A 24,237-nucleotide genomic window follows, 5' to 3' on the forward strand; every position below is an offset into this window, starting at 1 on the left:
TAGAGGTCGTTGATCAGCTATCAGAGAACCGCTTCAGTGTTCTCAGTCACAGGTCTTGGTTATCAGCCGCCGTTTCCGCCGTAGGGGAAATCGCACAGGCCGAACAGCGCCAACAGGAAGTCAAACATGGGGTACTCCTCAACAACGTCCTCAATCAATGAGGGAATTTCAACAAAGAAGAGTTCGCCCCGCCACCTACTCAACCGGGTAGGGGCTGTGCCACCCACCCGCTCGATAGCGACGAAGAGCCCGCCATCCTGGCCGCTTCGGCGCCGCTGTCGCTGGCGCGTGTCGCAGCCGTGTCTTCAGAGAATGCCGAGGGAACTCGCCTTGGTGGCGGCCACCACTCGCGAGGACACATCCAACTTCTTGAAGATGTTCTTCAGGTGAAACCTCACCGTGTTTTCACTGACGTTCATCAGCTGCCCGATGATCCAGTTGGACTTGCCCTCAAGCACCCGCAGCAGGATCTCTCGCTCTTTGGGTGACAGCTTGGGCTTCACGGCCTCGACCTGCGGGGGGGTGAGCAAACGGCATGCCGCGTCCTGCGCATGAGCGGCCAGGAACTGCAGATCGGCCAGCATGCGTGTCAGGTCTTTCTCGTCGGTCGGCAGGTCGCGTTCGCGGTCCAACCCGAGCAGGAATATCTTGTCGTCCGACAGCTGCAATGCGACGCAGATCCCTGTGCGAAAGCCCCAGGGGGCCGCGTGCTCCCACAGCTCCGGCGCACCGTTGTCGACATAGAACTTCTGGTCGTAGAAGAACGGCACGCCACGCTGCCGCAGGCGTGAGAGCACTGGGTCGGCGGTATGGTTCTTCGAGTCGAAGGACTCGTTGAGAAAGTCCGCCGGCCGATTGCCCACATAGGGTGAGTACTCCTCCAGCGCCCGGGCGTGGTTAGCCATCAACACCGCGCTCACCAGTGGAAAGTCCATGTGGTGAGCAAAGGCAATCAGCCGCCGCCGGAAGCTCTCCTTGTCCGGCGCCTGACTGATGTCGAGGTATTTCTGGAGTAACTGCATACGCACCTGTCGTGCAGAAGTTATTGCTTTTTTGCCACCTACCTACCCAAGTGGATAGCTTGTTTGGGAACACGGGGCGATGGAGACTCAAGCCTACTGCAATTCAGGGGGACTCTAATGAACGCGCAAGCAGCGTCGTCGATTGCAATGTGGCTGCCCGTTGACGTCAAGCTCCAGCACTGGGTCGGCGCGGCGCGGCGGCTGCGACATTGCACCAGCATGCAGCGACGCCGCGGCCCGAATGATTTCGTCGAACATGGCGAGACGACCTGGACGATGAACTCGACGCTGGGCACGATGACCATCTTGTTCGAATGGGCAGAGGTGACCCGCGGGGTGCTGGCGCTGGCCAACCCGATGGGCATCGTTTCCAACGTCCGCCTGTTGACCGATGAAGGTGATCTGCTGACGCCTGCGCAAACTTTGCTCGAACTGAACTTCACTGTCCACGAACTGGACTGGCAAACGGTGGTTGCCAGCAAGCTCGAATCCTGGCGCCGCGCAGCAGCCCCCGGTAGCTCTCCTCGGGCCTTACGTGAAAAGGCTCCCATCGCCCGACGCGCCGCGAGTGGGCGCACCAGTACAGCACTTGCCTTCAGCATGGCCGGCGCCTAACGAAGCTGGCCCATGGTCTCTGTCGGGTCACTGGCCCACCGCCCCACCTGCTCCACCACCCACGCCCCATCGTCCAGCGGCAGATCGTGCCCAGCCCACGGATGCTCGACGTGCGGCAGCGACCAGGCTTGCGCCAGCGCGCGTGAGCAGCGCGGGTCGACCAACCTGTCGCCGGCCCCCGCCAGCACGAGCAGCGGCACGGCCGGCGCCTCGGCCGGCGCGCGGTAACGCAGCGCCGCCAGCAGTTGACGCAGCGCGTTGGCCGGGCTGACCGGGCGTGTGCGAAAGATCGCGATCCACAACGCAACCACCTCGGGGTGGGCCTCGGGCCGCGCGCTGGTCAGGCGCAGCAGCGTGGCCTCGCGCCGGGTCGTATCGCCCGGCCTGGCCAGCAGGCCCAGCAGCGCCACATAGTTGGCCGGCCGCAGCCGGTGGTGAAACGGGCTGAAGCGGGCCAGGCTGGTGTTCAGCAACACGCCACCGGCCAGCTCCTGCGGGTAGCGCATGGCCCAGTCGAGCGCCACCATCGCCCCAAGGGACAAGGCCAGCAGGTTGTACGGCGGCTTGACCTGCATCACGGCCAGTTGGGCCCGGGCGGCATCGACCATTGCCGCCACGCAGGTGGGGCTGCGCTCGCGGTGCCACTGGCCGTTGCCGGGCAGATCCAGCGCCAGCACACGGTCGCCTGGCAAGCGGGCCTGAAGCTGATCGGCAAAAGTGCCCCAATGCGCCCGCTCTCGTGTCAGGCCGCGCAGCAGCACCCAGGTCGTGCTGGCACTCATCGCCCACGCCGGTGGTACCAGCGCTCCAGCCCCTGTGCCTGCTGTCGAGCACGCTGGTCCTCGGTCGGCCGCCAGCGCGCGTGGCTGCCCACGGCACGGCCGATGAAGTCCAACAGGCTCAGGTGGCGGCGCAGCACCCGCTGCTGGCGGTGCCCGATCAATGGGTTGAACATGCCATGGCGCGAGAACACCTGACGCGGGTTCTTCTTGATCCACAGCCACGAGCCCATCTCCAGTGTCAGCGGCAGAAACACGCGCTCTGCGCTCGACGACCTCGAGCGCAGGTACAGGTGGTCCCACAGATCACCGTGGGCCAGGTACTGGCGGCTTTGCGGCTCCATGATGTAGCGGTGGTGCAGCAGCGCCTGGTCCATCGTCTGGCTGAAGGCATGCAGCTCAGGCAAGTGGTCGATCGGCCGCGCACTGCAGGCGAGCGGAAACCACAGACGGTCGTTCATGCCGAAGCCGGAGTGGCAATCGAGTGCGATGCTGAACGATCGCCCGCCCAGCTCGGCCTCGGCCACCTCGCAAAGCGCCGCGCTTTCGCGCTCCATCGCCGCCCCGCGAGGGCCGCGGTACCAGGGCAGCGCCGCACTGATGCGTTGGCCGCCGACCAGCCAGGGTACCGGCTCCAGTGCGTCCTGCGGCGCGTTGCGCATCAGGTCAACGCCGTTCGGGTTGGCGCGTGTGCCACGCCAGCAACCGCCCGGGTTCACCAACGGCACGAACAACATGCCCATCGACTCCAGCTGGCGGTGCAGGGTGTCGTCCCAGCGCAGGCGCATCACCAGGCTGCGCAGGTAGGCGATGACCACCTCGGCGCCGATGCGCTCGAGCCCATGCACGCCGCCGAAGTAGCCCACCGCAGGCGCATCGGGCCCGGCGCGCCCGAGCAGATAGGCATGCACCGGCAGCATCCGGCCGTCGACCTCGACCTCGCACAGCAAGCGTTGCCGCAGGTGCGGCGCGCCCAGTTCGGCCAGGGCTTGCAGTTCCAGCAATTCGGGCAGAGCGGGCGAGGGCAAGGACATCGGTCGATCGGATCTGGACGCACCAGCATAACCAGCCGATGTGCCATCAATGTGTCATCTGGCAGGGCTACGGTGGAGCCTCCTCCCGCTTGCGTCGCCGCCCACCGCAGCCTGTCGTCATGCACTCTTTGCGCCGCTGGATCACCCACCCCGGCCTGGCCCTGGCCGCCACGTTGCTGGGCGGCCTGTTCGAGCTGCTGGCGCTGGCGCGATCGCGTGGCGCAGCGCGCGTGCGCGCCCTGCGCTGAGCCCCCCGCACAAGCCCCAGCCGTGTAATATCCAATCGCTTTCTGTCGGCCGGCGTTGATGCGTCGCTGGACAGGCTGGGGCCCGGCACCCATGATGGCCGGCAAGGATCCGGTGCGCGGCGGTCACTGCGCATCCCTACAAGGGTTCGCAGGGAGGTTTGACCATGATGCACAGCGCGCGTCCGGCATCGTTGGGGCCGGGCCATCACGCCATTGGATCAGCCTGTCGAGGCACCGCGAAGTCTGGCCGTGGCCGGAACGGGCCTTGCCCTGTCTCCCTGCACGGCCCGTTTGCACGGGCTTGCGCAGTGTGAACAGGCCCTGACCCATGGCCCGCAGCAGTGCAAGCCTGCCCGACAGGCACCCGAGCCCGACGGCTGCGATGGGGCGGCGAGCCTTGCTCGGTGTCGTCGTCGCCTATGCCCTGCTGGCCACGATGTGGCTGCTGGGCTCCGACTGGCTGCTGCGGCAGCTCACCATCAACACCGATTCGCTGACCCGCCTGGGGCAGATCAACCGCGGGGTGTTCGTTGCGGGCAGTGCCTTGGCGCTGTACCTGGGCCTGCGTCATGCGCTGACCCGCACACGGTTGCCGAAGCCCGACGCGCCCGGCCTGAGCCAGACGCTCAGCCGCGCACAACGCTGGCTCTGGGCCGGCGCGGTGCTGTGCCTGCTGGCGCTGGGCATCGGCGCCGCCACCAGCAATCTGCACGACGAGCGCGAGCAGGCCTCCCAGCAGCTGACCGCGGTGGCCGACCTGCGCGCGGCGCAGGTGCGCGACTGGCTGGGTTGGCACTTGAACGCAGCCAGCTACCTGTACGACAACGAAGAGATGCGCGAGCTGGGCGAGCACTGGCAACGGCGCAACGACATCACCGCTCGCGACGAGCTGATGCAGCGGCTGGCGCGCTTCGCGCAGACGCTGAATGCTCGCCGTGTGCTGCTGCTGGACCCTCAACTGCGCATCGTCGCGCGCGAGAACCCGCTCGGTCCCAGCATCCCGCCCACGCCGCTGCGCGAGGCAGCGCAACGCGCGCTGCAGCGACGCCAGGTGGACCGAACCGACCTGTACCTGGTCAGCGACGCGACGACCCGCGAACGCCTGGACATCGTCGTGCCCTTGATGGGCAACGGCGGTGGCGCACCGAACCTGCTGGCGGTGCTGCGCATCGACCCTCACGACCAGCTCTACCCGATGCTGCGCAACTGGCCGCAGCCCAGCGACGGTGCCGAGATCCTGCTCTGGCGGCGCGAAGGTGGGCACGCGGTCGCCTGGGGCGGCGCCGAAGCCTCCTCGCCGCTGCGGCGGCCGATCGACGATCCCGGCCTGCTCGCCGCCGCACTGCTGAGCCACGGCACGCCGCCACCGCTGCATGCCAGCGAAGGTGTGGACGCTCGGGGCACGACAGTGCTGGGCGTGGCACGCCTGGTGGCCAGCACCGACTGGCTGGTGCTGGCCACCCAGTCACGCGACGTGATCGACGCTCGCGCGTGGCGCGAAGCCCGGTGGATCATGGGCGCCTGCCTGCTGGCCGCCTTCATGGTCGGTGCCGCCTTCTATTTCCAGCGCCAACGCGAGGCCCTGCAGACGATGCAACAAGAGCGCAGCCTGATGGCCGAGCGGCTGCAGACCACGCCGTTGCTGACCGCGGTGGCCGAAGGCTCGTCCGACGCGATCTTCGCCAAGGATCGGCAGGGTCGCTACCTGCTGCTCAACCGGGCGGCCGAGCACTCCATCGGCCACTCCGCCCGCCAGGCGCTGGGCCACGATGACCGTCACCTGTTCGAGCCGGCGGATGCACGCCGCATCATGGCCAACGACGCCGAGGTCATGGCGCGCCACGAGACCATCACCTTCGAGGAGACGATGGCCACACCGCTGGGGCTGCGCAGCTTCCAGTCGACCAAAGGCCCCTTGCGCGATGCCACCGGCGCAGTGATCGGCATGTTCGGCATCTCGCGCGACGTGACCGAACAACGCCTGGCGCAGCAGGCCTTGCGGGACAGCGAGCAGCACCACCGCGCCCTGCTCGACGCGCTGGTCGACGGCGTGTTCGTCGCACAGGACGGGCGCTTCGTGTTCGCCAACCCGGCCCTGCCGGCGATGCTGGGCTACACGATGCGGGAGTTTGTCGGCCTGCCCTTCGAGGCGGTGATCGAGCCCGAGTACCTGCCGTTGTGGACCGCGCGTTTCCAGACCCGCATCGGCGGCGGCCCGGAGCCACAGCGTGACTACGACCTGCGCTGGCGGCGCAAGGATGGCAAGTCGATCTGGGTGGGCCTGCATGCCAGCCGAATGAGCTTCCAGGGCCAGCCGGCGGTGCTGGGCATCATCAGCGACATCACCGAGCGGCGCCGCACCGAACAGGCGTTGATCGACTCGGCCGATCTGGTGCGCGCGGTCGAAGACTCGGTGCAAGACCACCTGGCCGTGCTGAACGCCGACGGCGAGATCGTCGCCGTCAACGAGGCCTGGCGCGCGCACATCGCGGCCGGTGGCGTGCCGCTGGCCGGTAGCGCGGCGAGGCTGGGCCTGGGCGACAGCTACCTCGGCGCGCTGGAAGGCGGCGACAACGCCGCCGGCCCCGAGGCACTGGCCGCGGCGGCCGGCGTGCGCGCCGTCATCGCTGGCGAGCGCGAGCAGTTCGGCTGCGAGTACGCCTGCCTAGTCGACGGCGCGCCGCGCTGGTTCGCGATGCGGGTGACCCCCTTGCGTGGCCGCAGCGGCGGCGCCGTCCTGATGCACAGCGACATCAGCGAACGCAAGCGCATCGAGCAGGCCATGAATGACAGCGAGCGCCTGTACCGCTCGATGGTCACCGCTTTGAGCGAAGGGGTGATGACCTTCGACACGCGCGCGCGCCTGCTGGCCTGCAACCCGGCCGCCGAGCGCATCCTCGGCGTGTCGGCCGCCGACGCCCGCGACGGCCAGTGGCATTGGCGCGAGCTCGCACTGACCGACGCCGACGGGCGCGAGTTGCCCGACCATGCCTTGCCGTTGGCCCGCGTGTTGAGCGCCGGCCGCGGCGTCAAGGGCCTGGTGCTGGGGGCCAGCAACCGCAGCGGCGAGCGGCTGTGGCTGCAGACCAATGCCGAGCCAGTGGCCAGCCCCGATGGGCTTGGCGTGGCCAGCGTGGTGATCTCGTTCACCGACATCACGAGCCGCCACAACACCGAGCAGTCGCTGCGCAAGCTGTCGATGGCGGTCGAGCAGAGCACGGCCAGCATCGTCATCACCGCCACCGACGGCCAGGTCGAATATGTCAACGACGCGTTCTGCCGCGCGCACGCCGTCGCCCGCGAGCAGGCCTTTGGGCGGCAACTGGCCGAGTTGCAGCCGCGGCGAGGGCCGGCCGAGCGGGTGGTCGAATTGCACGCCGCGTTGAGCCGCGGCGAAGCCTGGACCGGCGAATTCCACGACCAGCGCAACGCCGGCGGCGGTGCTTTTGTCGAACAGGTGCGCGCCGCGCCGATCCGCCAGGCCGACGGCCGGGTGACGCACTTCCTGCTCGTCGGCGAAGACGTTACCGAGCACCAGCGCCAGAGCGCGGAACTGGAGCGCTACCGTCTGCACCTGGAAGAGCTGGTCGAAGCCCGAACGCGCGCCTTGGCGCAGGCCGAATCGTTCACGCACCTGATCGCAGACAACATCCCGGGCTTCGTCGCCTACTGGGACAAGGACCTGCGCTGCCGCTTTGCCAACCAGGCGCTGGCCGACTTCATGGATCGTCCGGCGGATCAGTTGCTGGGCACACACATGCCCGACCTGATGGGTGCGGTCAACTTCGCCGAGGTGCAACCACACGTCGAGGCCGTGCTGGCCGGTGAACCGCAACGCTTCGAGCGCCTGGCGCGGGGCGCGAATGGCCGCTCAGCCATCACCTGGGCGCACTTCGTGCCCGACCGGCGTGGCGGCGAGGTGCAAGGCTTCTTCGTGCTGATCACCGACATCAGCGAGATCAAGCAGACCGAGGCGCAACTGCAGTCGCTGAACGACGCCTTGATCGAGGCCCGCGACCGCGCCGATGCCGCGAACCGGGCCAAGAGCGCCTTCCTGGCCAACATGAGCCACGAGATCCGCACGCCGATGAACGCCATCATCGGCCTGACACACCTGCTGCAGCAAGACCTGCCGACGCCGCAAGCGCAGGAGCGCCTGGGCAAGCTGGCCGGCGCCGCCCAACACCTGCTGGACGTGATCAACGACATCCTCGACCTGTCGAAGATCGAGTCAGGCAAGCTGGTGCTCGAAGAGCAGCCGATCGCGCTGCACGAGCTGTTGGGCCGCTGTTGCGACCTGGTGGCCGAGCGGGCGCGCGACAAGGGGCTGGAGCTGGTGATCTCGCTCGACAACCTGCCGGCCGAGGTGCGCGGCGACGCGACCCGCCTCTCGCAAGCCCTGCTGAACCTGCTGAGCAACGCGATCAAGTTCACCGAGAAAGGCTCGGTCAGCCTGAACGCGCGCTTGCTCAGCGCCTCGCCCGAAGCGACCGTGCTGCAGTTCGAGGTGGCCGACACTGGCGTCGGCATCACGCTGCAGGCCCAGGACCGGCTGTTCCAGGTCTTCGAGCAGGGCGACAGTTCTACCACCCGCCGCTATGGCGGCACCGGCCTGGGCCTGGCCATCACGCGCCGGCTGATCGAGATGATGGGCGGCGAGATCGGCGTCGACAGCGCACCAGGCCAAGGCAGCCGGTTCTGGTTCACCGCGCAATTGCATGCGGGGCCGACGACCCACGCGACGACACCGCTGCGGGCGCTGCAGGGTCGGCGGGTGTTGCTGGTGGACGACCTCGCGCTGGCGCGGGAGGCAGTGACCGCGATGCTGCACCGCGAAGGCATGGCAGTGGTGGCCTGTGCCGACGGTGAAGCGGCGCTGCGGGCCGAGCGCGAAGCGCGCGCGGCCGGCCGCGCCTTCGACCTCTGGCTGATCGACGCCCGCATGCCCAGCCTGGCGGGTGCAGCCCTGCTGGCAGCGCTGCGCCGGTCAGGCGGCGAGGCCTGCGGCGTGACACCTGCGCTGCTGATGAGCACCGACGGCGCGGCGGCATCCGAGTTCGAGGCGGCCTCTGCGGGCTTTGCGGGCGTGCTGGCCAAGCCCACCACCACCGGCCGCCTGCGCGCCGCGGTGTCGCAGGCGCTGGGCCTGGCTTCGGCGGCCCGGGCCCAGGCCCCAGCGGCCTCGACCGGCCCGCGTGAACACCTGATGGCGCGGCACCGCGGCGCGCGCATCCTGGTGGCCGAGGACAACCCGGTCAACCAGGACGTGGCCCGTCAGATCCTCGAGCTGGCAGGCCTGGAGGTCGACGTGGCAGAGGACGGCGACCAGGCACTGCGCATGCTGCAAGAACGCGACTACGCGCTGGTGCTGATGGACATGCAGATGCCGGTGATGGACGGCCTGCAGGCGACGCGCGCGATCCGCCACCACCCGCGCTGGGTGCGCCTGCCAGTCGTCGCGATGACGGCCAACGCGCTCGGCGAAGACCGCGAGCTGTGCCTGCAGGCGGGCATGAACGACCACGTGGCCAAGCCGGTCAACCCGGACCGGCTGTACGCCACCTTGCTGCACTGGCTGGACACCGCGGCCATCCGTGCACGCGAGGCCAGCGTGCCTCAGGTGAACTCGTAGTCCGCCGGCGCGATGCGCTCCAGGCCGCGCACGTACTCGCGGGTGAATCCCGGGAACAGCGCCACGATGCGGCCATCGCCGTCCATGCGATACCAGCTGCGGCACTGGGCCCAGACCGAGCCCGCCAGCCGGCGCTGCAGCGCCTGGTTGTAGGCGCGAAACACCGGGTCGCGCACGGTCACGCAGCGGTGGCCACCATCGCGCACCGCCCGCATGCAGGCGATCGCGTGGTCGGCGCTGGGCTCGATGAACAACAGCGTCGAGGTGTGGCCAGTCGCGGTGTTCGGCCCCAGCATCAGGAACAGGTTCGGAAAGCCCGCCACGGTGACGCCGCGGTAAGCCTCGGGCCCATCGGCCCAGGCCTCGCGCAGCGTGCGGCCACCCCGCCCCGTCACCTGCAGCGAAGACAGCAGGTGCACGGTGTCGAAACCGGTGGCACAGACCAGGGTGTCGATCTCGCGCTCACGCCCGTCGGCCGTGACGATCGCGCCGGGCGTGATCCGGGTGATCGCATCGGTCACCAGTTCGACCTGCGGCCAGGTCAAGGCGGGGTAGAAATCGTTCGAGTAGATGATGCGCTTGCATCCCAGTGGATAGTCAGGCGTCAGCCGCTTGCGCAAGGCCTCGTCCGGCACCTGGCGCTGCAGGTGCCGGGCGGCCGCGGCCAGCATCGCGCGGCGAGCCAGCGTGCCTTCGTCGAAACCTCGACGGCCCGCCTCCAGCACCAGCACCCAGGCGGCGCGTACAGCCTTGGCATACGGCGGCAGATGGGCCAGCCAGCGGTCGAGCCGGTGATAGCGGCGGTCCATCCGCGGCAGCACCCAGTTGGCGGTGCGCTGGAACACATGCAGGCGTTGGGCGCGGCGGGCGATCGGCGCCACCAGCTGTGAGGCCGTCGAGCCGGTGCCGATGACCGCGACGCGCTGGCCGCTCAGGTCGGCCTGCGGGTCCCAGCGCGCCGAGTGCAGGCGCCGGCCGGCGAACTGGTCGATGCCGGCGATGTCGGGCCACCGCGGTTGGTTCAGCGGCCCGGTGCTGCAGACGAAAAAGCGCGCGTCGAGGGCATCGTTGGCATCGGTGCGAATGGTCCAGCGGCCGTGGTCGTCGTCGAACCGCGCGTCGGTGATGCGGGTGCTGAAACGCACATGGCGCAATACGTCAAAGCGCTCGGCCACACGCTGCATGTAGGCCTGGATCTCCGGCGCCGAAGCGAACCGGCGTTGCCAGTCCGGGTTCGGTGCGAACGAGAACGAATAGACCGGCGCCGGCACGTCGACGTGGGCGCCGGGATATCGGTTGTCCCACCAGGTGCCGCCGAGACCGGGCTGTTTCTCGAGGATGACGAAATCATCGATGCCGGTGCGCTTGAGCTTGACCGCCATGCACAGGCCGGACATACCGGCGCCGAGGATGACGACCTCGTGGCGGACGACGGTTGTCACGCCGCATGGCCCGGCGTGCTGTGGTCAGGCATCGGCAGATTCATCGGCCACGTCATCGGCTTCGGCCAAACCCGCTGGCGAGGTCTCGGTGGCCTCGGCCGGCTTGACCAGCGTCACCGGCACCGGCGAGTTGTGCACCATCGCCTGCGACACCGAACCCTGCAGCGCCGAACGCAAAGCGCTGCCGCCATGCGAGCCCATCACCACCATGTCGCAGCCCTCGCTCTCGATCAGCTCCAACAGGGCATGCGCTGGATCGCCGGTGACCAGCACCTCGGTCGCGTCCAGGCCCGCCTCGCGCAGCAGCGACTCGGCCGTCTGCAGCGCATGCTGGCCGGCGGCTTCGGCGATCTCGGTCAACGCGCGCGGATCCGGCGCCCGCATCCATTCGTACAGGCTGGCCGGCGGTTGCACGTTGGCCAGCACCAGCTCGGCGCGCAGGCCCTGGTGCACCAGGTGGATCGCATGGCGCAAGGCCACCAATGACAACTCGGAGCCGTCAACGGGCAGAAGAATCTTCATCGCGGGGCCTTTCGGCGGCAGATGGGACACGCCGCCCCTGCAGTCTGCACGCGGGGGCCGGGTCTAGGCAAGACCACACGCCGCCCGCCGCGTTACCAGGCGCAGTCGACGGCGGCCGAACCCGCGCGGCGCCGGCAGGCTCAAGCGGCAGCCGCCGTGAACACGTCGTCCAGCCCCGCCACCCAGGCCACCTTCACGGCCGGTGCGACAAAGCTCGCCTCGAAGCTGTTGCGCGCCAGCTGGTAGGCCTCGCGGGCGCCCAGTTGCGGCAAGGCGGCAAAGGTCTGAACGAAGTTCTCGTTCAGGTAGCCACCGAAATAGGCCGGGTCATCGGAGTTGATGGTTGCTGCCAGGCCGGCCTGCAGCAGTTGCGGCAGATTGTGCTCGGCCAGCGTCTTGAACACGCACAGCTTGACGTTGGACAGCGGACAGACCGTCAGCGGCATGCGCTCGGCCGCCAGGCGCTTGACCAGCGCTGGGTCGTCGACACAGCGCACACCATGGTCGATGCGCTCGACCTTCAGCACGTCGAGTGCGCTGTAGATGTACGCGGGCGGGCCTTCTTCGCCAGCGTGGGCGACGATGTGAAGGCCGAGCTCTCGGCAACGCGCGAAGACGCGGGCGAATTTTTCCGGCGGGTGGCCACGCTCGGAGCTGTCGAGGCCGACACCGATGACGTGGGCGCGATAGGGCAGCGCTTCTTCCAGCACGGCAAAAGCCGCGTCTTCGCTCAGGTGGCGCAGGAAGCACAGGATCAGCGACGCGCTGATACCCAGCTCGGCGTGCGCGCGCTGGCAGGCGTGGTGCAGGCCGCGGATCACGGTGCCGATCGGCACGCCGCGCTCGGTGTGGGTCTGCGGGTCGAAGAACAGCTCGGCGTGCACGACGTTGTCGGCCGCCGCCCTCTCGAAGTAGGCCCAGGCCATGTCGAAGAAGTCTTCCTCCTTCAACAGCACGCTGGCACCGGCGTAGTAGATGTCGAGAAAGCTCTGCAGGTCGGTGAAGGCGTAGGCCGCGCGCAGCGCCTCGACGCTCGGGTAGCTGAGCTTCACGCCGTTGCGCTCGGCCAGCTTGAAGATCAGCTCGGGCTCGAGCGAACCTTCGATGTGGATGTGCAGCTCGGCCTTGGGCATCGCGCGCAGCAGCGCAGGCAGTCGGTCGCGACCAATGCGGTTGAAATCAATCATGCAATGTCTCCAGCATGGCACCTATGCGCGCATTTTCCCAGGCGCGCGAAGCGCCGCCGCCATCAAGTGGCGTGCGCGGATCCGGCTTTGCCGGTCCGCTGCGCGAGCCCCCTCGGGGGCTTTGCTCGGACACGAGCAGTCCTGAGGACTGATTGTGCCTAGCAAACGGCAGAGCCTCTGGCTCGGCGCGGCGTGCAAGGCAGGCCCCGGAGGGGCCGTGGGGGCTAACTGAGTTGCCCCAGGAAAGCGCGGATGCGCGGATTGTCCTGGTTGTCGAAGAACTCGATTGGCGGGCGGTCTTGCAGGATGCAGCCCTTGTCGAAGTACAGCACCCGGTCGGCCACTTCCTTCGCGAAGCCCATTTCGTGCGTCACGACGATCATCGTCATGCCGCTGGCGGCCAGGCCCTTCATCACGTCGAGCACTTCCTTGACCGTTTCGGGGTCGAGCGCCGAGGTCGGCTCGTCGAACAGCATTACGCGCGGCTGCATCGCCAGTGCGCGCGCGATCGCCACGCGCTGCTGCTGCCCGCCCGAAAGCTGGAACGGATGCTTGTGCGAATGGGCCTGCATGCCGACACGCTCGAGCAACGCCATCGAACGCTGGTCGGCATCGGCCGTGCTCAGGCCCCGCACGCGGCGCGGCGCGAGCGAGACATTCTCCAGCACGGTCAGGTGCGGGAACAGGTTGAACTGCTGGAACACCATGCCGACTTCGGCATGCAGCGCCTTCAGGTGCTTGGGGTTGTCGTCGACCGGGATGCCGTCGATGACGATCGAGCCGCTGTCGTGCTTCTCGAGCCGGTTCAGCGTGCGCAGCAAGGTGCTCTTGCCGGAGCCCGACGAGCCGATGATGACGGCCACCTCGGCAGCGTTGAAATGGGTGCAGACATCGCGCAGCACATGGGCCGGGCCGAAGTGCTTGTTGACCTTGTCGACGGTGATCAGCGGCGTGCCGTTCGCCTTGGTGGTGGCGTCGCTCATGCCCGGCGCCCCTCGATGTCGAAACGGTGCTCGATGCCGTTGGTGATCTGGGTCAGCAGCGTCGTCATCACGAGGTACAGGATCGCGGTGGTGATCAGGATGGGCACGGGCTGGAAGGTCGACGACTGCACGCGGGCGCCGACATTGGTCAGCTCGACCACACCGATCGAATAAGCCAGCGAAGAATCTTTGAGCAGCGCCACGACGTTGTTGACCAGCGGCGGCAAGGCCACCTTGAAGGCCTGCGGGAAGGTCACGTCCAGCAGCGTGTGCCACTTGCTCAGGCCCAGCGAGCGCGCCGCCTCGAACTGGCCCTTGTGGACAGCTTCCAGGCCGGCGCGGAAGGCCTCGGCGTTGTAGGCGCCGACGTTGAGCGACAGCGCCAGCACGGCGGCGGTGAACTCGCTCATGCGAGAGATCTGGCCCAGCCATTCGGAACCGGTCGATTTGGCGATCTCGGGCAGCGCAAAGTAGACGAAGAAGATCTGGACCAGCAGCGGCGTGCCGCGGATGACCCAGATGTAGAAGCCGCTCACCCAGCGCAGGGGCAGGATGCGCGAGGTCTTGCCGAGCGCCGCGAGCAGGCCCAGCACGACGCCGATCAAGCCGGACACGATGGTCAACTCGATGGTGACCACCATGCCCTCGGCGAAGAACTTGGCGTTCGGCCCGATCGGGGCCGGCGCCAATGCGATCAGGGAAGCGGCCACCCACAGCGCGGCCACGAGGCCCACCGAAGCCGTCACGATGGTGGCCTGGCTGCGACGCTGGCGCGTCCAGTCCGCAGGCCACCCAATGGCAGAAAACGTCATGATCCCTCGTTGTAATTCGTGCGTGGGTGGTCCTCAGTTCAAGCGCTGTTTACTTGCAGCGCACGTCTTCGCCGAAATACTTCATCGACAGGGCTTCGTAGCCGCCGCCCTTGGCCATGAACTCGCCCAGGCCCTTGTTGTAGGCAGCGGCCAGGCCATCATTGCCCTTGGCCACCGCGGCGGCGATCTTCTCGACGAACAGCATGCCGGTCGCACGCAGGCCCGTGTTCTTGTTGTTCTTCAGCACGTCCATCACGACGAACTTGTCGGTCACCCACACGTCGGCGCGATCAGACATCACCGCGGCCTGCGCGTCCGGGTCCTTCGGGAAGTTCTTCACTTCCTTGACGCCGGGAATCTTCTGCGCGGCTTCGAGGTACGAGCTGCCGGTCTGCACGGCGATGGTCTTGCCGGCCAGGTCCTTGGCGGTGCGCAGCGCGGCGTTCTTGGTCACGATCGCGCCGCCCGAGCAGTAGTGCGGGTCGGTGAAGGTCACGGCCTTGGCGCGCTCTTCGGTGATGCCGTGCGAGGCGATCACCAGGTCCCAGCGGTCCTGGCCCAGGCCGGTCAACAAGGCGTCGAAGCCGAGCGTCTTCCACTCGATCTTCAGGCCCATCTTCTTGGCCACGCCTTCCATCACGTCGACCTCGAAGCCGGACAGCTTCGACCCTTCGAAGAAGTTGAACGGGGCGTACTGGCCTTCGGTGGCGACGATGATCGTGCCGGCCTTCTTGATGGCGTCGACGTTGCGGGCCGAAGCGGCGGTTGCGCCGAACATCATCACGACGGCAGCGGCGCCGGCAACCCAGGTCAAAACACGCGACATAGCGGAAGCTCCTCGAAATGGAATGGCCCAACAGCAGTGGGCACGGGCTTGGTTGGTGCGCTGCATCGTACTACCGGGGCATGCACGCACCAGGGGGGGCAAAGGGCCTCCCGAATCGGGATTGGCCCTAGTGTCTTGCCGTCCGACGAAGGGTATTCGGCAGGCATGGCACTCAGCTCCCAACGCAAGGACCGGGCCTGGGTTGTCAGGCTTTTCCCGCGAGGAAACGGCCGCTGGGTGATCGGGCCGTGAAGAGATTGGAAGCTCAATTGGCCGGTGTTTTCCTCCGTTTTCCGGCCGCTAAACTGGGGCCGACTGCTGAAAATCCGGTGAGAGCCCCCATAGGCTGTTCAAAGGTTCACCCATGCCCGCTTTCAGCTTGCGCCACCTGTCCATCGGCCGTCGTCTGGGCCTGGGCTTCGGCTTGATCCTGACCCTGCTGGTGCTGGTGGCCACCTTCAGCCTGCTGCAGATGCGCGCGATGTCGGCGCGCATGCAGCATCTGGTGGAGTTGACCAACGCCAAGTCGTCGGCCGCTGCCGAACTGATGGGCGAGATCAAGGAACAGGCGATCCACGTCCGCAACATCACGCTGTTGACCGACGAGAAGGAAATCGCCACCGAAACCGCGGGCCTGGCCGCTGCCGACAAGCGTTACGACGCGGCCGCCAAGCGGCTGCTCGACACCATCACCGCCGACGCCGAATCCCGCACCGAGGAGCATGAACTGGCGCAGGCGATCGCCGCCGCGGCCGAACAGACCCGCCCGATGATGAAGAAGGCCGCCACGCAAGGCGGCTCGGGCGACGTGGTCAACGCCACCGAAACGTTGATGCAGAAGGTGCGCCCGCTGGAAGCGACCTGGCGCGTCAAGGTCGGCGAGCTGCTGGCGCTGGAAGAACAGATCGGCCGCGACGCCTACGCCGAGGCGCAGGCCGCGCAGCAGCGCGCGCTGGCCGTGGTGGCCACCGCGGTGGCACTGGCGCTGGCCAGCGGCCTGGTCATCGGCTGGCGCATCACCCGCGGCGTCAAGCTGCCGATCGACCGCGCGATCCATGTGGCCGAGCGCATTGCCCAGGGCGACCTGGGCTCGACGGTGCGGGTCGAGTCGCGTGACGAGATCGGGCGCCTGCTGCAAGCGCTGTCGGACATGCAGGCCACGTTGCGCCGGCTGGTCGGCGAGATTCGCTCGACCGCCGAGAGCATCCAGGTTGCCAGCGCCGAAGTCGCCACCGGCAACATGGACCTGAGCCAACGCACCGAGCAGGCCGCGTCGAACCTGCAGCAAACCTCCAGCTCGATGGAGCAGCTGACCCACACCGTGCGCCAGAGCGCCGACAGCGCGAGCACCGCCAACCAGCTGGCCAGCAGCTCGGCCCAGGTGGCCGCGCGCGGCGGCGAGGTGGTCTCGCAGGTCGTCAGCACGATGCAGGCGATCGACGCGAGCAGCAAGCGAATCGGCGACATCATCGGCGTGATCGACGGCATCGCCTTCCAGACCAACATCCTGGCGTTGAACGCGGCGGTCGAAGCGGCCCGCGCCGGCGAGCAGGGCCGTGGCTTCGCGGTGGTCGCGGGCGAGGTGCGCTCGCTGGCCCAGCGCAGCGCCCAGGCCGCCACCGAGATCAAGGGCCTGATCGGCTCCAGCACTGAGCGCGTCGAGCAAGGCGCACGGCTGGTCGGCGACGCCGGCCAGACCATGAGCGAGATTGTCGCCAGCGTGCAGCGCGTGACCGACATCATCGGCGAGATCACCGCCGCATCGGCAGAGCAAAGCAGCGGCATCGCGACGATCAACGCCTCGGTCACCCAGCTCGACCAGGTCACGCAGCAGAACGCCGCGCTGGTCGAACAATCGGCCGCGGCCGCCGAGAGCCTGCGTGAGCAGGCGGTACGCCTGAATGGCTTGGTCAGCGCTTTCAAGATCGGCGAATCTGCCTGACACCCGCCGCGCGGAGGCCATCCTGCATGGCCTGCCGCTCGGCGGACGCTGCTGGAAAGCCCGAATCTGGTTCCCGGCCCGCAGGGTTAGCATGGACCTGCAGTAGCTGGAGGTCGGACGCGCATGCGGACACGCGGCGAACTGGTGGAGTTCCTCGGCGACGACCCGGCCGCCAACGCGCCGGACTACGCGCCGGCCTGGCTGATCCTGGTCGTCGACGACGATCCCGACGTGCACCGCAGCTCCGAGCTGGCGCTGCGCGGCACCCGCATCCTCGAGCGCCCGCTCGACTTTCTGCACGCCTACACCGCGGCCGAAGCCCTCGGCCTGCTGGCCGACCACCCGCACGTGGCGGTGATCCTGCTCGATGTCGTGATGGAAACCGACGACGCCGGCCTGGGCCTCGTGCGCACGGTGCGGCAGGAACTGGGCATGGCCGAGGTGCGCATCATCCTGCGCACCGGCCAGCCGGGCTACGCGCCCGAGATCGAGACGATCTGCAACTACGACATCAACGACTACAAGACCAAGAACGAGCTGACGCGCGTCAAGCTGCTGACCGCGGTGATCGCCGCGGTCCGCTCGTTCGACCAGCTGTGCCGGCTCGAGGCCAGCCGGCGCGGCCTGAAGAAGATCGTCAGCGCCTGCAACGACCTCATCTCCGTTCAAGGCCTGCACGCGTTCTGTGAGGGCGTGCTGGTGCAGCTGGCGGCACTGGTCGGTATCCAGCCGTCAGGGCTGGTCTGCGCGCGGCACGACGGTGACGACGTCCGCCTGGGCGCCGAGGTGGTGGCCGCTGCCGGGCGCTGCGTGATCTACCAGGATCTGCTGTTCGACGACATTGACGACTTGGTCGTCGCCGGCAGTCTGCGGCGGGCCTTCGACACCGGCGCGCGTCAGCTGGGGCCGCGCCACATGAGCCTGAGCTTCCGCGGCCGCCAGGGCCAGGCATTTGCGGTCTACCTCGAATCCGAGACGGCCCTGCGTCCGGTCGACGACCAATTGCTGGACGTGTTCTGCTCCAACATCGCGATCTGCTGCGAAAACGTCGAGCTGCTGGCCGAGCTGCGCGAGCATGCTTTCACCGACCGGCTGCTGCGGCTGCCCAACCGCGTCACCTTCATCGAACGGATCGAGGCGATGCACCACCGCCAGGCGCTGGCCGGCAAGGCGGTCGCGCTGATCGACATCGACGAGTTTGCCGAAGCCAACGACATGTTCGGTCACGCCTATGGCGACCGGCTGCTGCAGGCGATTGCCGCCCGGCTGGTGGATGCGCTCGGCGACCGCTGCGTGGTCGCGCGCGTCGCGGGCGACGTGTTCGGCGTGCTCGGCGACGAGACGCTGGTGCGGCCGCAGGTGCTGATGCCCTTGTTCGAGGCACCGTTCGCGCCGGCCGGCACCGAGCACCGGGTGTCGGCCTCGATGGGGCTGGTGCGCCTGACCGGCTACGGCGGCACCGGGGCCGACCTGTTGAAGGATGCTTCGATCGCCATCAAGCGCGGCAAGGCCGGCGGCCAGGGCCAGGCGATGTACTTCACCGAGGCGATCGCGCAGGAGAGCCGCCAACGAACACGGCTGCTGGCCGACCTGCGGCACGCCTTCCAGGCGCGCGAGCTGTACATGGCCTTCCAGCCGCAGATCGACCTGGCGACCCACCGCATCGTCGGCGTCGAGGCGCTGATGCGCTGGCCCACCGCCGACACGATGATCTCGCCCGAGATCTTCATCCCGGTGGCCGAGCAGTCTGGCCTGATCGTCGATCTCGGTGAATGGGCGCTGCACCAGGCGCTGCGCCTGCTGGAGTCGCTGCGCAACGAAGGCTGGCCGCTGCTGCGCGTGGCCGTCAACGTGTCGCTGGTGCAGTTTCGCCACCCCGGCTTCCTGGCCGCGGTCGACCGGGCCTTGCGCGAACACGAGGCGCCCGCCCAGGCGCTGGAGCTGGAGATCACCGAGTCGGTCGCGATGATGGGCTCGAGCGCGATCGAGCGCTCGCTGCACGAGCTGAAGTCGCGCCAGATCGCGGTCGCGATCGACGACTTCGGCACCGGTTATTCGTCGCTGTCGTACCTGGACCGTCTGCCTGTCGATCGGCTGAAGATCGACAAGGCCTTCATCCGCCCGCTGGCGTCGCCGCAGCCCGACACCCGATTGGTCGAGATGGTGATCGCGCTGTCGCACAAGCTCGGCCTGCAGGTGGTGGCCGAAGGCGTCGAGACCGAGGCTCAGGCGGCGTTGCTGCGCCAGTTCGGCTGCGACGAGGCCCAGGGTTACTTGTGGGGCAAGCCGATGACCGCGGACGAACTGCGCCGCGTGCTGGCTGCCGACCAGGCCAGGAATGGACCGAACCCGACGGAGGTGCCGCCATGAGCCATGCCAACGAACCCGGCCCGGCGCGTCCAGACGCGCCGGGCCACGTCAGCGCCAGATCGGCCCAATCGCTGGCATCCGACCCCTACCGTGCCGGCATCGAGCTGGGCACGGCGCTGGCCGAGATCCGGCCCGAGTTGGTGCTGGTGTTTGCCGCAGTGGCCCATGCCCGCAACCCGGAGTTGCTCGAGGGGCTGTACGACGCGCTGGGAGACCGCGATGTCGTGGTCGCCGGCAACTCGGGGGACGGCTACTTCGTGCCGGGCCAGGCGGCCAACCTGGGGGTGGCGGCACTGGGGCTGTCGACCGGCGGCGCGGTGCGGTTTCGGATCGCCTCGGCCACCGGCGTGCAGGCCGAGCCCGAAGATACGGTACGGCGCTGCCTGGCGCAACTGAAGGCCCAGCAGCGTGAAGCCCCTTCGCTGTACTTCATGTTCAGCGACTTCCGCACCGACGCCAGCCGCATCGAAACCGTCGTGCGTGACGAGGTCGCGGTGCCGGTGATCGGCGGCCTGGCGGCCGACGACAACCAGATGCAGCAGTGCTACGTGTTCTGCAACGGCGAGATCCTGACCGACTGCGTGGTGATGGTCGCCGTCGAAGGGCCGCTGCATTTCGATATCTCCATCGGCAACTCGCTGAATCCCGTCGGCAGCGCCGGCCGGGTTGACCGCGCCAGCGGCACCAACGTGATGCAGATCGACGGCCTGGAGGCCATGGCCTTCATCGAGCGCGAAACCGGCAAACAGGTGCTGCAGACCGACCGCGGCGTGCTGGCGCTGACGGTGACCGACAACGATCGCCGAGACGAGAAGATCCTGCGCGCGATCGTGCCCGACTTCAGCGTCGAGTCGGGCTCGCTCGGCTTGTACGGCGGCATCCATGCGGGCAAGCATGTACGCGTGTGCCTGGCCGAGCCCGAGCAGTTGATCGGCGAGGTCTACCGCATCGCGGCGGAAGCGCGTTCGCGGCACTTCGAGCCGGCCGCGGCCTTCTTCGTCAGCTGCAACGGCCGCAAATGGCTGCTGGGCGAGCAGATCCGTCATGAGACTCAGGCCTTGTCCGAGACCTTCGGCCAGGCCCTGCCCTTGATCGGCTTCGCGTCGTTCGGCGAAATCGGTCCGCTCAAGGACTCGGATGGCGGCTACACCCGCAACCTGTTCCACAACATGACGTATGTGCTGCTGTTGATCGGCCAAACCCGTGCCGGTTGACGCCCCGCGGATGGACCACGCCAGCCTGTTCTACAGCACCATCGAGCCGACCCCGCCGGGCTTCCAGCTGGTGCGCTTGAGCAAGCGCCACCTGCTGGGTGGCACGGTGGTGGTGCTGGTCCGTGCGTTGGACGAGCTGCGCGCAGTGCTGCCCGACTTCGAGCAGCGCATGCGCGGCGTGGTGCTGTTGCCCAGGCAAGGCGGTGCAGCGGCCGGCCCATCGCCCGGCGACCGGGCCCTCGGCCCGCTGCTGTGGCTGCTGACCCCGCGCACCGAGCACCTCGGCGAGATGCACGAGTGCTTGGCCGGGCTGCTGTCGGCCATCGACCGCGCCTGTACGCACGAAGAAGCACAGCGTGTCGCGCTGTTGGACAACGACCGGCTGCGCTTCGAGCTTGGCCGCGTGCGCGAAGACTACAACCGCGTCACCAGCAAGCTGCAGAAGCAGGTCAATGCGCTGACGGAGGCCAAGTCGCTGCTCGAATCATGGAACGAGCAGCTCGAGGTCAAGGTGAACGAGCGCACCGCCGAACTGGCTCGCTCGCGCAAGTTGGCGAGCCTGGGCTCGCTGATGGCCGGCTTTGCGCACGAGATGAACACACCGCTGGGCAATGCCTTGTTGTCCGGCACCACCTTGGGCGACGAGGCCCATCGGCTGGAGGTCGACCTGGCCGAGCAGCGCCTGAAGCGGGCCGAACTCGAGTCGTTCCTTCAGATGTGCTGCGAGACGATGGACGTGATCCAGCGCAATCTGAGACGGGCAGCCGACCTGATCCACCACTTCAAGCATGCCGAAGGCGATGTCGGCAGCGAGCCGCTGCAGCGCTTCTCGCTTGCCGACGTGGTGCAGGACGCGGTGACCAGCTTCGACCCCAGCCTGCGCGCCGGCCAGCACGAGGTGGTGCTGGACATTCCGGCCAACCTGACGCTGGAAAGCTACCCCGGCGCACTGGGACAGGTGCTGTCGAACCTGATCAGCAATGCACTGCGGCACGGTTTCGACGAGCAGCCGCAAGGGCGCATCACGATCTCGGCCCAGTCGCGCGCCGACGACCATTTGGCGCTGCAGTTCGCCGACAACGGCTGCGGCATCCCGAGCGGTCAGCTGGACAAGATCTTCGACCCCTTCTACACCACCAAGCTGGGCCAGGGCGGCTCGGGCATCGGGCTGTACCTGGTCTACAAGCTGGTGTACCGCGTGCTTGGCGGCACGGTCCACGTCTGGAGCGAACCGGGCCGCGGTACACGTTTCGAGATCACCTTGCCCCGGAAAGTGCTCTCTGCACGGTAGGTCCGCGCGAAGCGCCGGGCCTCTTCAAGTGGCGTGCGCGGATCCGGCTTCGCCGGGCCGCAGCGCGGTCTTGCAGCCGCCGGAGCGGGCGTGGGGGCCCACCACTACGCTACCCGGTCGATCTGCATGAAGGTGCTGCGGGTCGTCTGCAGCACCGTGCCGGGCACCTTGTGCCGGATCATCGTGTAGACGCGGTCGCCGGGGAAGATTTCGGTCGACGCACTGTGCGAGATCTGCCAGGCGTCACCCGAATTGCCGCGCACCGCCGTCGCGCTCATCGCCACGACTTTCAGCAGACCGGGGTTCACCTGGACCACGGTTGTCAGCGGATTGAGGATCGAGACACTGACCGTGTCGTCGGCGATCACCTTGGCGTGCACAACCAGCGACTTCGCCACCTCGGCCGGCAGCGAATCGGGCGCCACCTTGATGTGCGAGGCCATCGCCATGTCACCCAGCCGCACGGTGCCGGCCGGCTCGACCCTGATTTCGGTGCTGACGGTACCGCCCGGTGCGATCGCCGGTGGCGCCCATTGTCCTTGGTAGCGGGCCATGCGCGGCGGGTCGGAGCCCGGGGTGTTGAAAAAGCCGATGCGCTCGTGCGGGGGCAGCGGCTCATCGGGCTGGTCGGCACGCTGCAACCGCAGGCCGATCTGGCGCATGTCGATGTCCAGCCCGGTTTTCATCTGCCAGTCGGCCGAAGCCACCAGTTCATACAGGCCGTGGGTGTGGAACAGCACCTTGCCGCCGGGCTGCAGGCTGAAGTCGTTGCCGGTCTGGAATTGCACGTCGTCCCACGGCACCAGGTAGTCGCCTTCGGGCGGACACATGAAATCGGCCTTCAGCTTGTAGCGGCCACGCGAATCGAAACGGGTCTGCGCGAACGCGGGCAACGGGGCGAGGCTCGCCAGGGCGCCCAGCGCGCAGCTGGCGGCGCCGCTGCCTAGCAGCCGCCGGCGGTGTATGTCGATCCTGGGGTCGGGTCGTCGTTGGGTCATCAAGTGCTCCCTGTCAATTGAAGGTTAGTACCGCGTCGCGGCCCCACCTTGTAGCGTCATGTCGGACGCATGTCGATGACAGGCCACGGCAAAAGCGCAACAAAAAAGCCGCCGAGCGGACCACGGCGGCTTGTTGGCGCAGCGCACTCGCGATGCGCTGACGCGGCAGGTTACTTGCCGTCGCCCGGCACCTTGCCTTCGACGCCCTTGACATAGAACTTGACGCCGCCGAGGAAGTTGTCGTCGGCGACCACGTCCTTGGCCAGCTGTTCCTTGCCGGTGTTGTCGACGATCGGCCCCTTCCAGATCACGAAGCTGCCGTCCTTCAAGCCGGCCTTCACGGCGTCGAGCTTGGCCTTGGCCTCGGCCGGCACGTCAGCCGCGACCGAAACGAAGTCGATCGCCCCTTCCTTGACGCCCCACCAGGCCTTGCCGGTGGCCCACTTGCCTTCCAGCGCGTCACGGGTGGCCTTGACGTAGTACGGGCCCCAGTTGATGACCGCCGAGCCCAAATGAGCCTTGGGTCCGTAAGCTGACATGTCGGAATCCCAGCCGACGGCGCGCTTGCCCTTGTCTTCGGCGGTCTTCAGCACGGCGGCGGAATCGGTGTTCTGCATCAGCACGTCGGCACCGCCGTTGATCAGCGAGGTCGCGGCCTCGGTTTCCTTCGGCGGGTTGAACCACTCGTTGACCCAGACCACCTTGGTCTTGATCTTCGGGTTCACGCTTTGCGCGCCGAGCGTGAACGAGTTGATGTTGCGGATCACCTCGGGGATCGGGATAGAGCCGACCACGCCCAGCGTGTTGGTCTTGGTCATCGAGCCGGCGATCACGCCAGCCATGTAGGCGCCCTCGTAGGTGCGCGAGTCATAGGTGCGCAGGTTGTCGGCCGTCTTGTAGCCGGTGGCGTGTTCGAACTTGACGTCCTTGTGCTCGGCGGCGACCTTCAGCATCGGCTCCATGTAGCCGAAGGTGGTGCCGAAGATCAGCTGGTTGCCCTGACCGATCAGATCGTTGAACACGCGCTCGGCATCGGCCGCCTCGGGCACTTTCTCGACAAAGCTGGTGGCGACCTTGTCGCCGAATTCCTTCTCGAGCATCTTGCGCCCGTTGTCGTGTGCGAACGTCCAGCCGCCGTCACCGACCGGGCCGACGTAGGCGAAGGCAATCTTCAACGGCTCGGGCTTGGCCGGTGCGGACGCTGCCGCGCTCGCGGCCTCGGGCGCCGGCGCTTCTTCCTTCTTGCCGCAGCCCACCAGCGCGGCAAGGGCGGCGACCGCCGCAGTGGCGAGCAGGGTTCGCTTCGAGAGGGTCATGAAG

General features: G+C 67.7%; 18 protein-coding genes. 7 read left to right on the forward strand and 11 right to left on the reverse strand.

Annotated features, from left to right (window positions below; all coding sequences use genetic code 11):
- Positions 1–305: 305 nt before the first annotated feature.
- Entirely contained in the window at positions 306–1,022 is a 717-nt protein-coding gene (locus tag VFY73_RS16440) for a helix-turn-helix transcriptional regulator (RefSeq protein WP_329720655.1), read from the reverse strand.
- Between the two features lie 219 nt (positions 1,023–1,241).
- Between VFY73_RS16440 and VFY73_RS16445 the strand changes: the two genes are divergently transcribed.
- Complete coding sequence (locus VFY73_RS16445; protein WP_329720657.1) at positions 1,242–1,637, forward strand: hypothetical protein; 396 nt, start codon at positions 1,242–1,244, stop codon at positions 1,635–1,637.
- Here the strand turns inward: VFY73_RS16445 and VFY73_RS16450 are convergent.
- Both VFY73_RS16450 and VFY73_RS16455 read right to left on the reverse strand, forming a co-directional pair.
- A complete protein-coding gene (locus VFY73_RS16450) occupies positions 1,634–2,419 on the reverse strand; it encodes an alpha/beta hydrolase (RefSeq protein ID WP_329720659.1) in 786 nt (261 codons plus the stop codon). The genes VFY73_RS16445 and VFY73_RS16450 overlap by 4 nt on opposite strands.
- The gene (locus VFY73_RS16455; RefSeq protein WP_329720661.1) at positions 2,416–3,450 is read right to left on the reverse strand and encodes a M14 family zinc carboxypeptidase; all 1,035 of its coding nucleotides are present in this window, start codon (positions 3,448–3,450) and stop codon (positions 2,416–2,418) included. Before VFY73_RS16455 ends, VFY73_RS16450 begins: the two co-directional genes overlap by 4 nt.
- A 119-nt stretch (positions 3,451–3,569) precedes the next feature.
- Between VFY73_RS16455 and VFY73_RS16460 the strand changes: the two genes are divergently transcribed.
- Positions 3,570–3,698 carry a hypothetical protein gene (locus VFY73_RS16460; protein WP_329720663.1) on the forward strand — a complete coding sequence of 43 codons (129 nt, stop codon included), beginning with the start codon at positions 3,570–3,572 and terminating at the stop codon, positions 3,696–3,698.
- Between the two features lie 328 nt (positions 3,699–4,026).
- Positions 4,027–9,330, forward strand: a complete 5,304-nt coding sequence (locus tag VFY73_RS16465) for a PAS domain-containing protein (RefSeq protein WP_329720665.1) — start codon at positions 4,027–4,029, stop codon at positions 9,328–9,330.
- Here VFY73_RS16465 and VFY73_RS16470 read toward each other — a convergent pair.
- The 6 genes from VFY73_RS16470 to VFY73_RS16495 all read right to left on the reverse strand — a co-directional run bounded on the left by VFY73_RS16470 (position 9,315) and on the right by VFY73_RS16495 (position 15,102).
- Positions 9,315–10,772, reverse strand: coding sequence for an NAD(P)/FAD-dependent oxidoreductase (locus VFY73_RS16470; RefSeq protein ID WP_329720667.1), 1,458 nt, complete (start codon positions 10,770–10,772; stop codon positions 9,315–9,317). The two genes, VFY73_RS16465 and VFY73_RS16470, sit on opposite strands and share 16 nt — an antisense overlap.
- Positions 10,773–10,796: 24 nt before the next feature.
- The gene (locus VFY73_RS16475) at positions 10,797–11,294 is read right to left on the reverse strand and encodes a universal stress protein (protein ID WP_329720669.1); all 498 of its coding nucleotides are present in this window, start codon (positions 11,292–11,294) and stop codon (positions 10,797–10,799) included.
- Positions 11,295–11,434: 140 nt separating this feature from the next.
- Positions 11,435–12,481: an adenosine deaminase gene (locus tag VFY73_RS16480; protein ID WP_329720671.1), complete on the reverse strand. Its 1,047-nt coding sequence runs from the start codon at positions 12,479–12,481 to the stop codon at positions 11,435–11,437.
- Between the two features lie 224 nt (positions 12,482–12,705).
- Entirely contained in the window at positions 12,706–13,464 is a 759-nt protein-coding gene (locus VFY73_RS16485) for an amino acid ABC transporter ATP-binding protein (RefSeq protein WP_329720673.1), read from the reverse strand.
- Positions 13,461–14,276, reverse strand: coding sequence for an amino acid ABC transporter permease (locus tag VFY73_RS16490; protein ID WP_329720675.1), 816 nt, complete (start codon positions 14,274–14,276; stop codon positions 13,461–13,463). The genes VFY73_RS16485 and VFY73_RS16490 overlap by 4 nt, the downstream gene beginning before the upstream one ends.
- Before the next feature lie 49 nt (positions 14,277–14,325).
- Positions 14,326–15,102: an ABC transporter substrate-binding protein gene (locus VFY73_RS16495; protein WP_414654474.1), complete on the reverse strand. Its 777-nt coding sequence runs from the start codon at positions 15,100–15,102 to the stop codon at positions 14,326–14,328.
- 364 nt (positions 15,103–15,466) lie between these two features.
- On the opposite strand from VFY73_RS16495, the gene VFY73_RS16500 reads away from it, so the two are divergent.
- The 4 genes from VFY73_RS16500 to VFY73_RS16515 all read left to right on the forward strand — a co-directional run bounded on the left by VFY73_RS16500 (position 15,467) and on the right by VFY73_RS16515 (position 21,919).
- Positions 15,467–17,044, forward strand: a complete 1,578-nt coding sequence (locus VFY73_RS16500) for a methyl-accepting chemotaxis protein (RefSeq protein ID WP_329720677.1) — start codon at positions 15,467–15,469, stop codon at positions 17,042–17,044.
- A gap of 123 nt (positions 17,045–17,167) precedes the next feature.
- Positions 17,168–19,414, forward strand: a complete 2,247-nt coding sequence (locus VFY73_RS16505; protein ID WP_329720679.1) for a GGDEF/EAL domain-containing response regulator — start codon at positions 17,168–17,170, stop codon at positions 19,412–19,414.
- Entirely contained in the window at positions 19,411–20,628 is a 1,218-nt protein-coding gene (locus VFY73_RS16510; RefSeq protein WP_329720681.1) for an FIST signal transduction protein, read from the forward strand. Before VFY73_RS16505 ends, VFY73_RS16510 begins: the two co-directional genes overlap by 4 nt.
- Positions 20,629–20,638: 10 nt before the next feature.
- Complete coding sequence (locus tag VFY73_RS16515) at positions 20,639–21,919, forward strand: HAMP domain-containing sensor histidine kinase (RefSeq protein WP_329720683.1); 1,281 nt, start codon at positions 20,639–20,641, stop codon at positions 21,917–21,919.
- Positions 21,920–22,023: 104 nt separating this feature from the next.
- Here the strand turns inward: VFY73_RS16515 and VFY73_RS16520 are convergent, their stop codons facing one another.
- Both VFY73_RS16520 and VFY73_RS16525 read right to left on the reverse strand, forming a co-directional pair.
- The gene (locus VFY73_RS16520) at positions 22,024–22,917 is read right to left on the reverse strand and encodes a hypothetical protein (protein WP_329720685.1); all 894 of its coding nucleotides are present in this window, start codon (positions 22,915–22,917) and stop codon (positions 22,024–22,026) included.
- A 170-nt stretch (positions 22,918–23,087) separates the two neighbouring features.
- The gene (locus tag VFY73_RS16525; RefSeq protein ID WP_329720687.1) at positions 23,088–24,233 is read right to left on the reverse strand and encodes a BMP family ABC transporter substrate-binding protein; all 1,146 of its coding nucleotides are present in this window, start codon (positions 24,231–24,233) and stop codon (positions 23,088–23,090) included.
- Positions 24,234–24,237: the final 4 nt, after the last annotated feature.

Source organism: Ideonella sp. (genome assembly GCF_036277275.1).
Taxonomy (GTDB): domain Bacteria; phylum Pseudomonadota; class Gammaproteobacteria; order Burkholderiales; family Burkholderiaceae_C; genus Ideonella.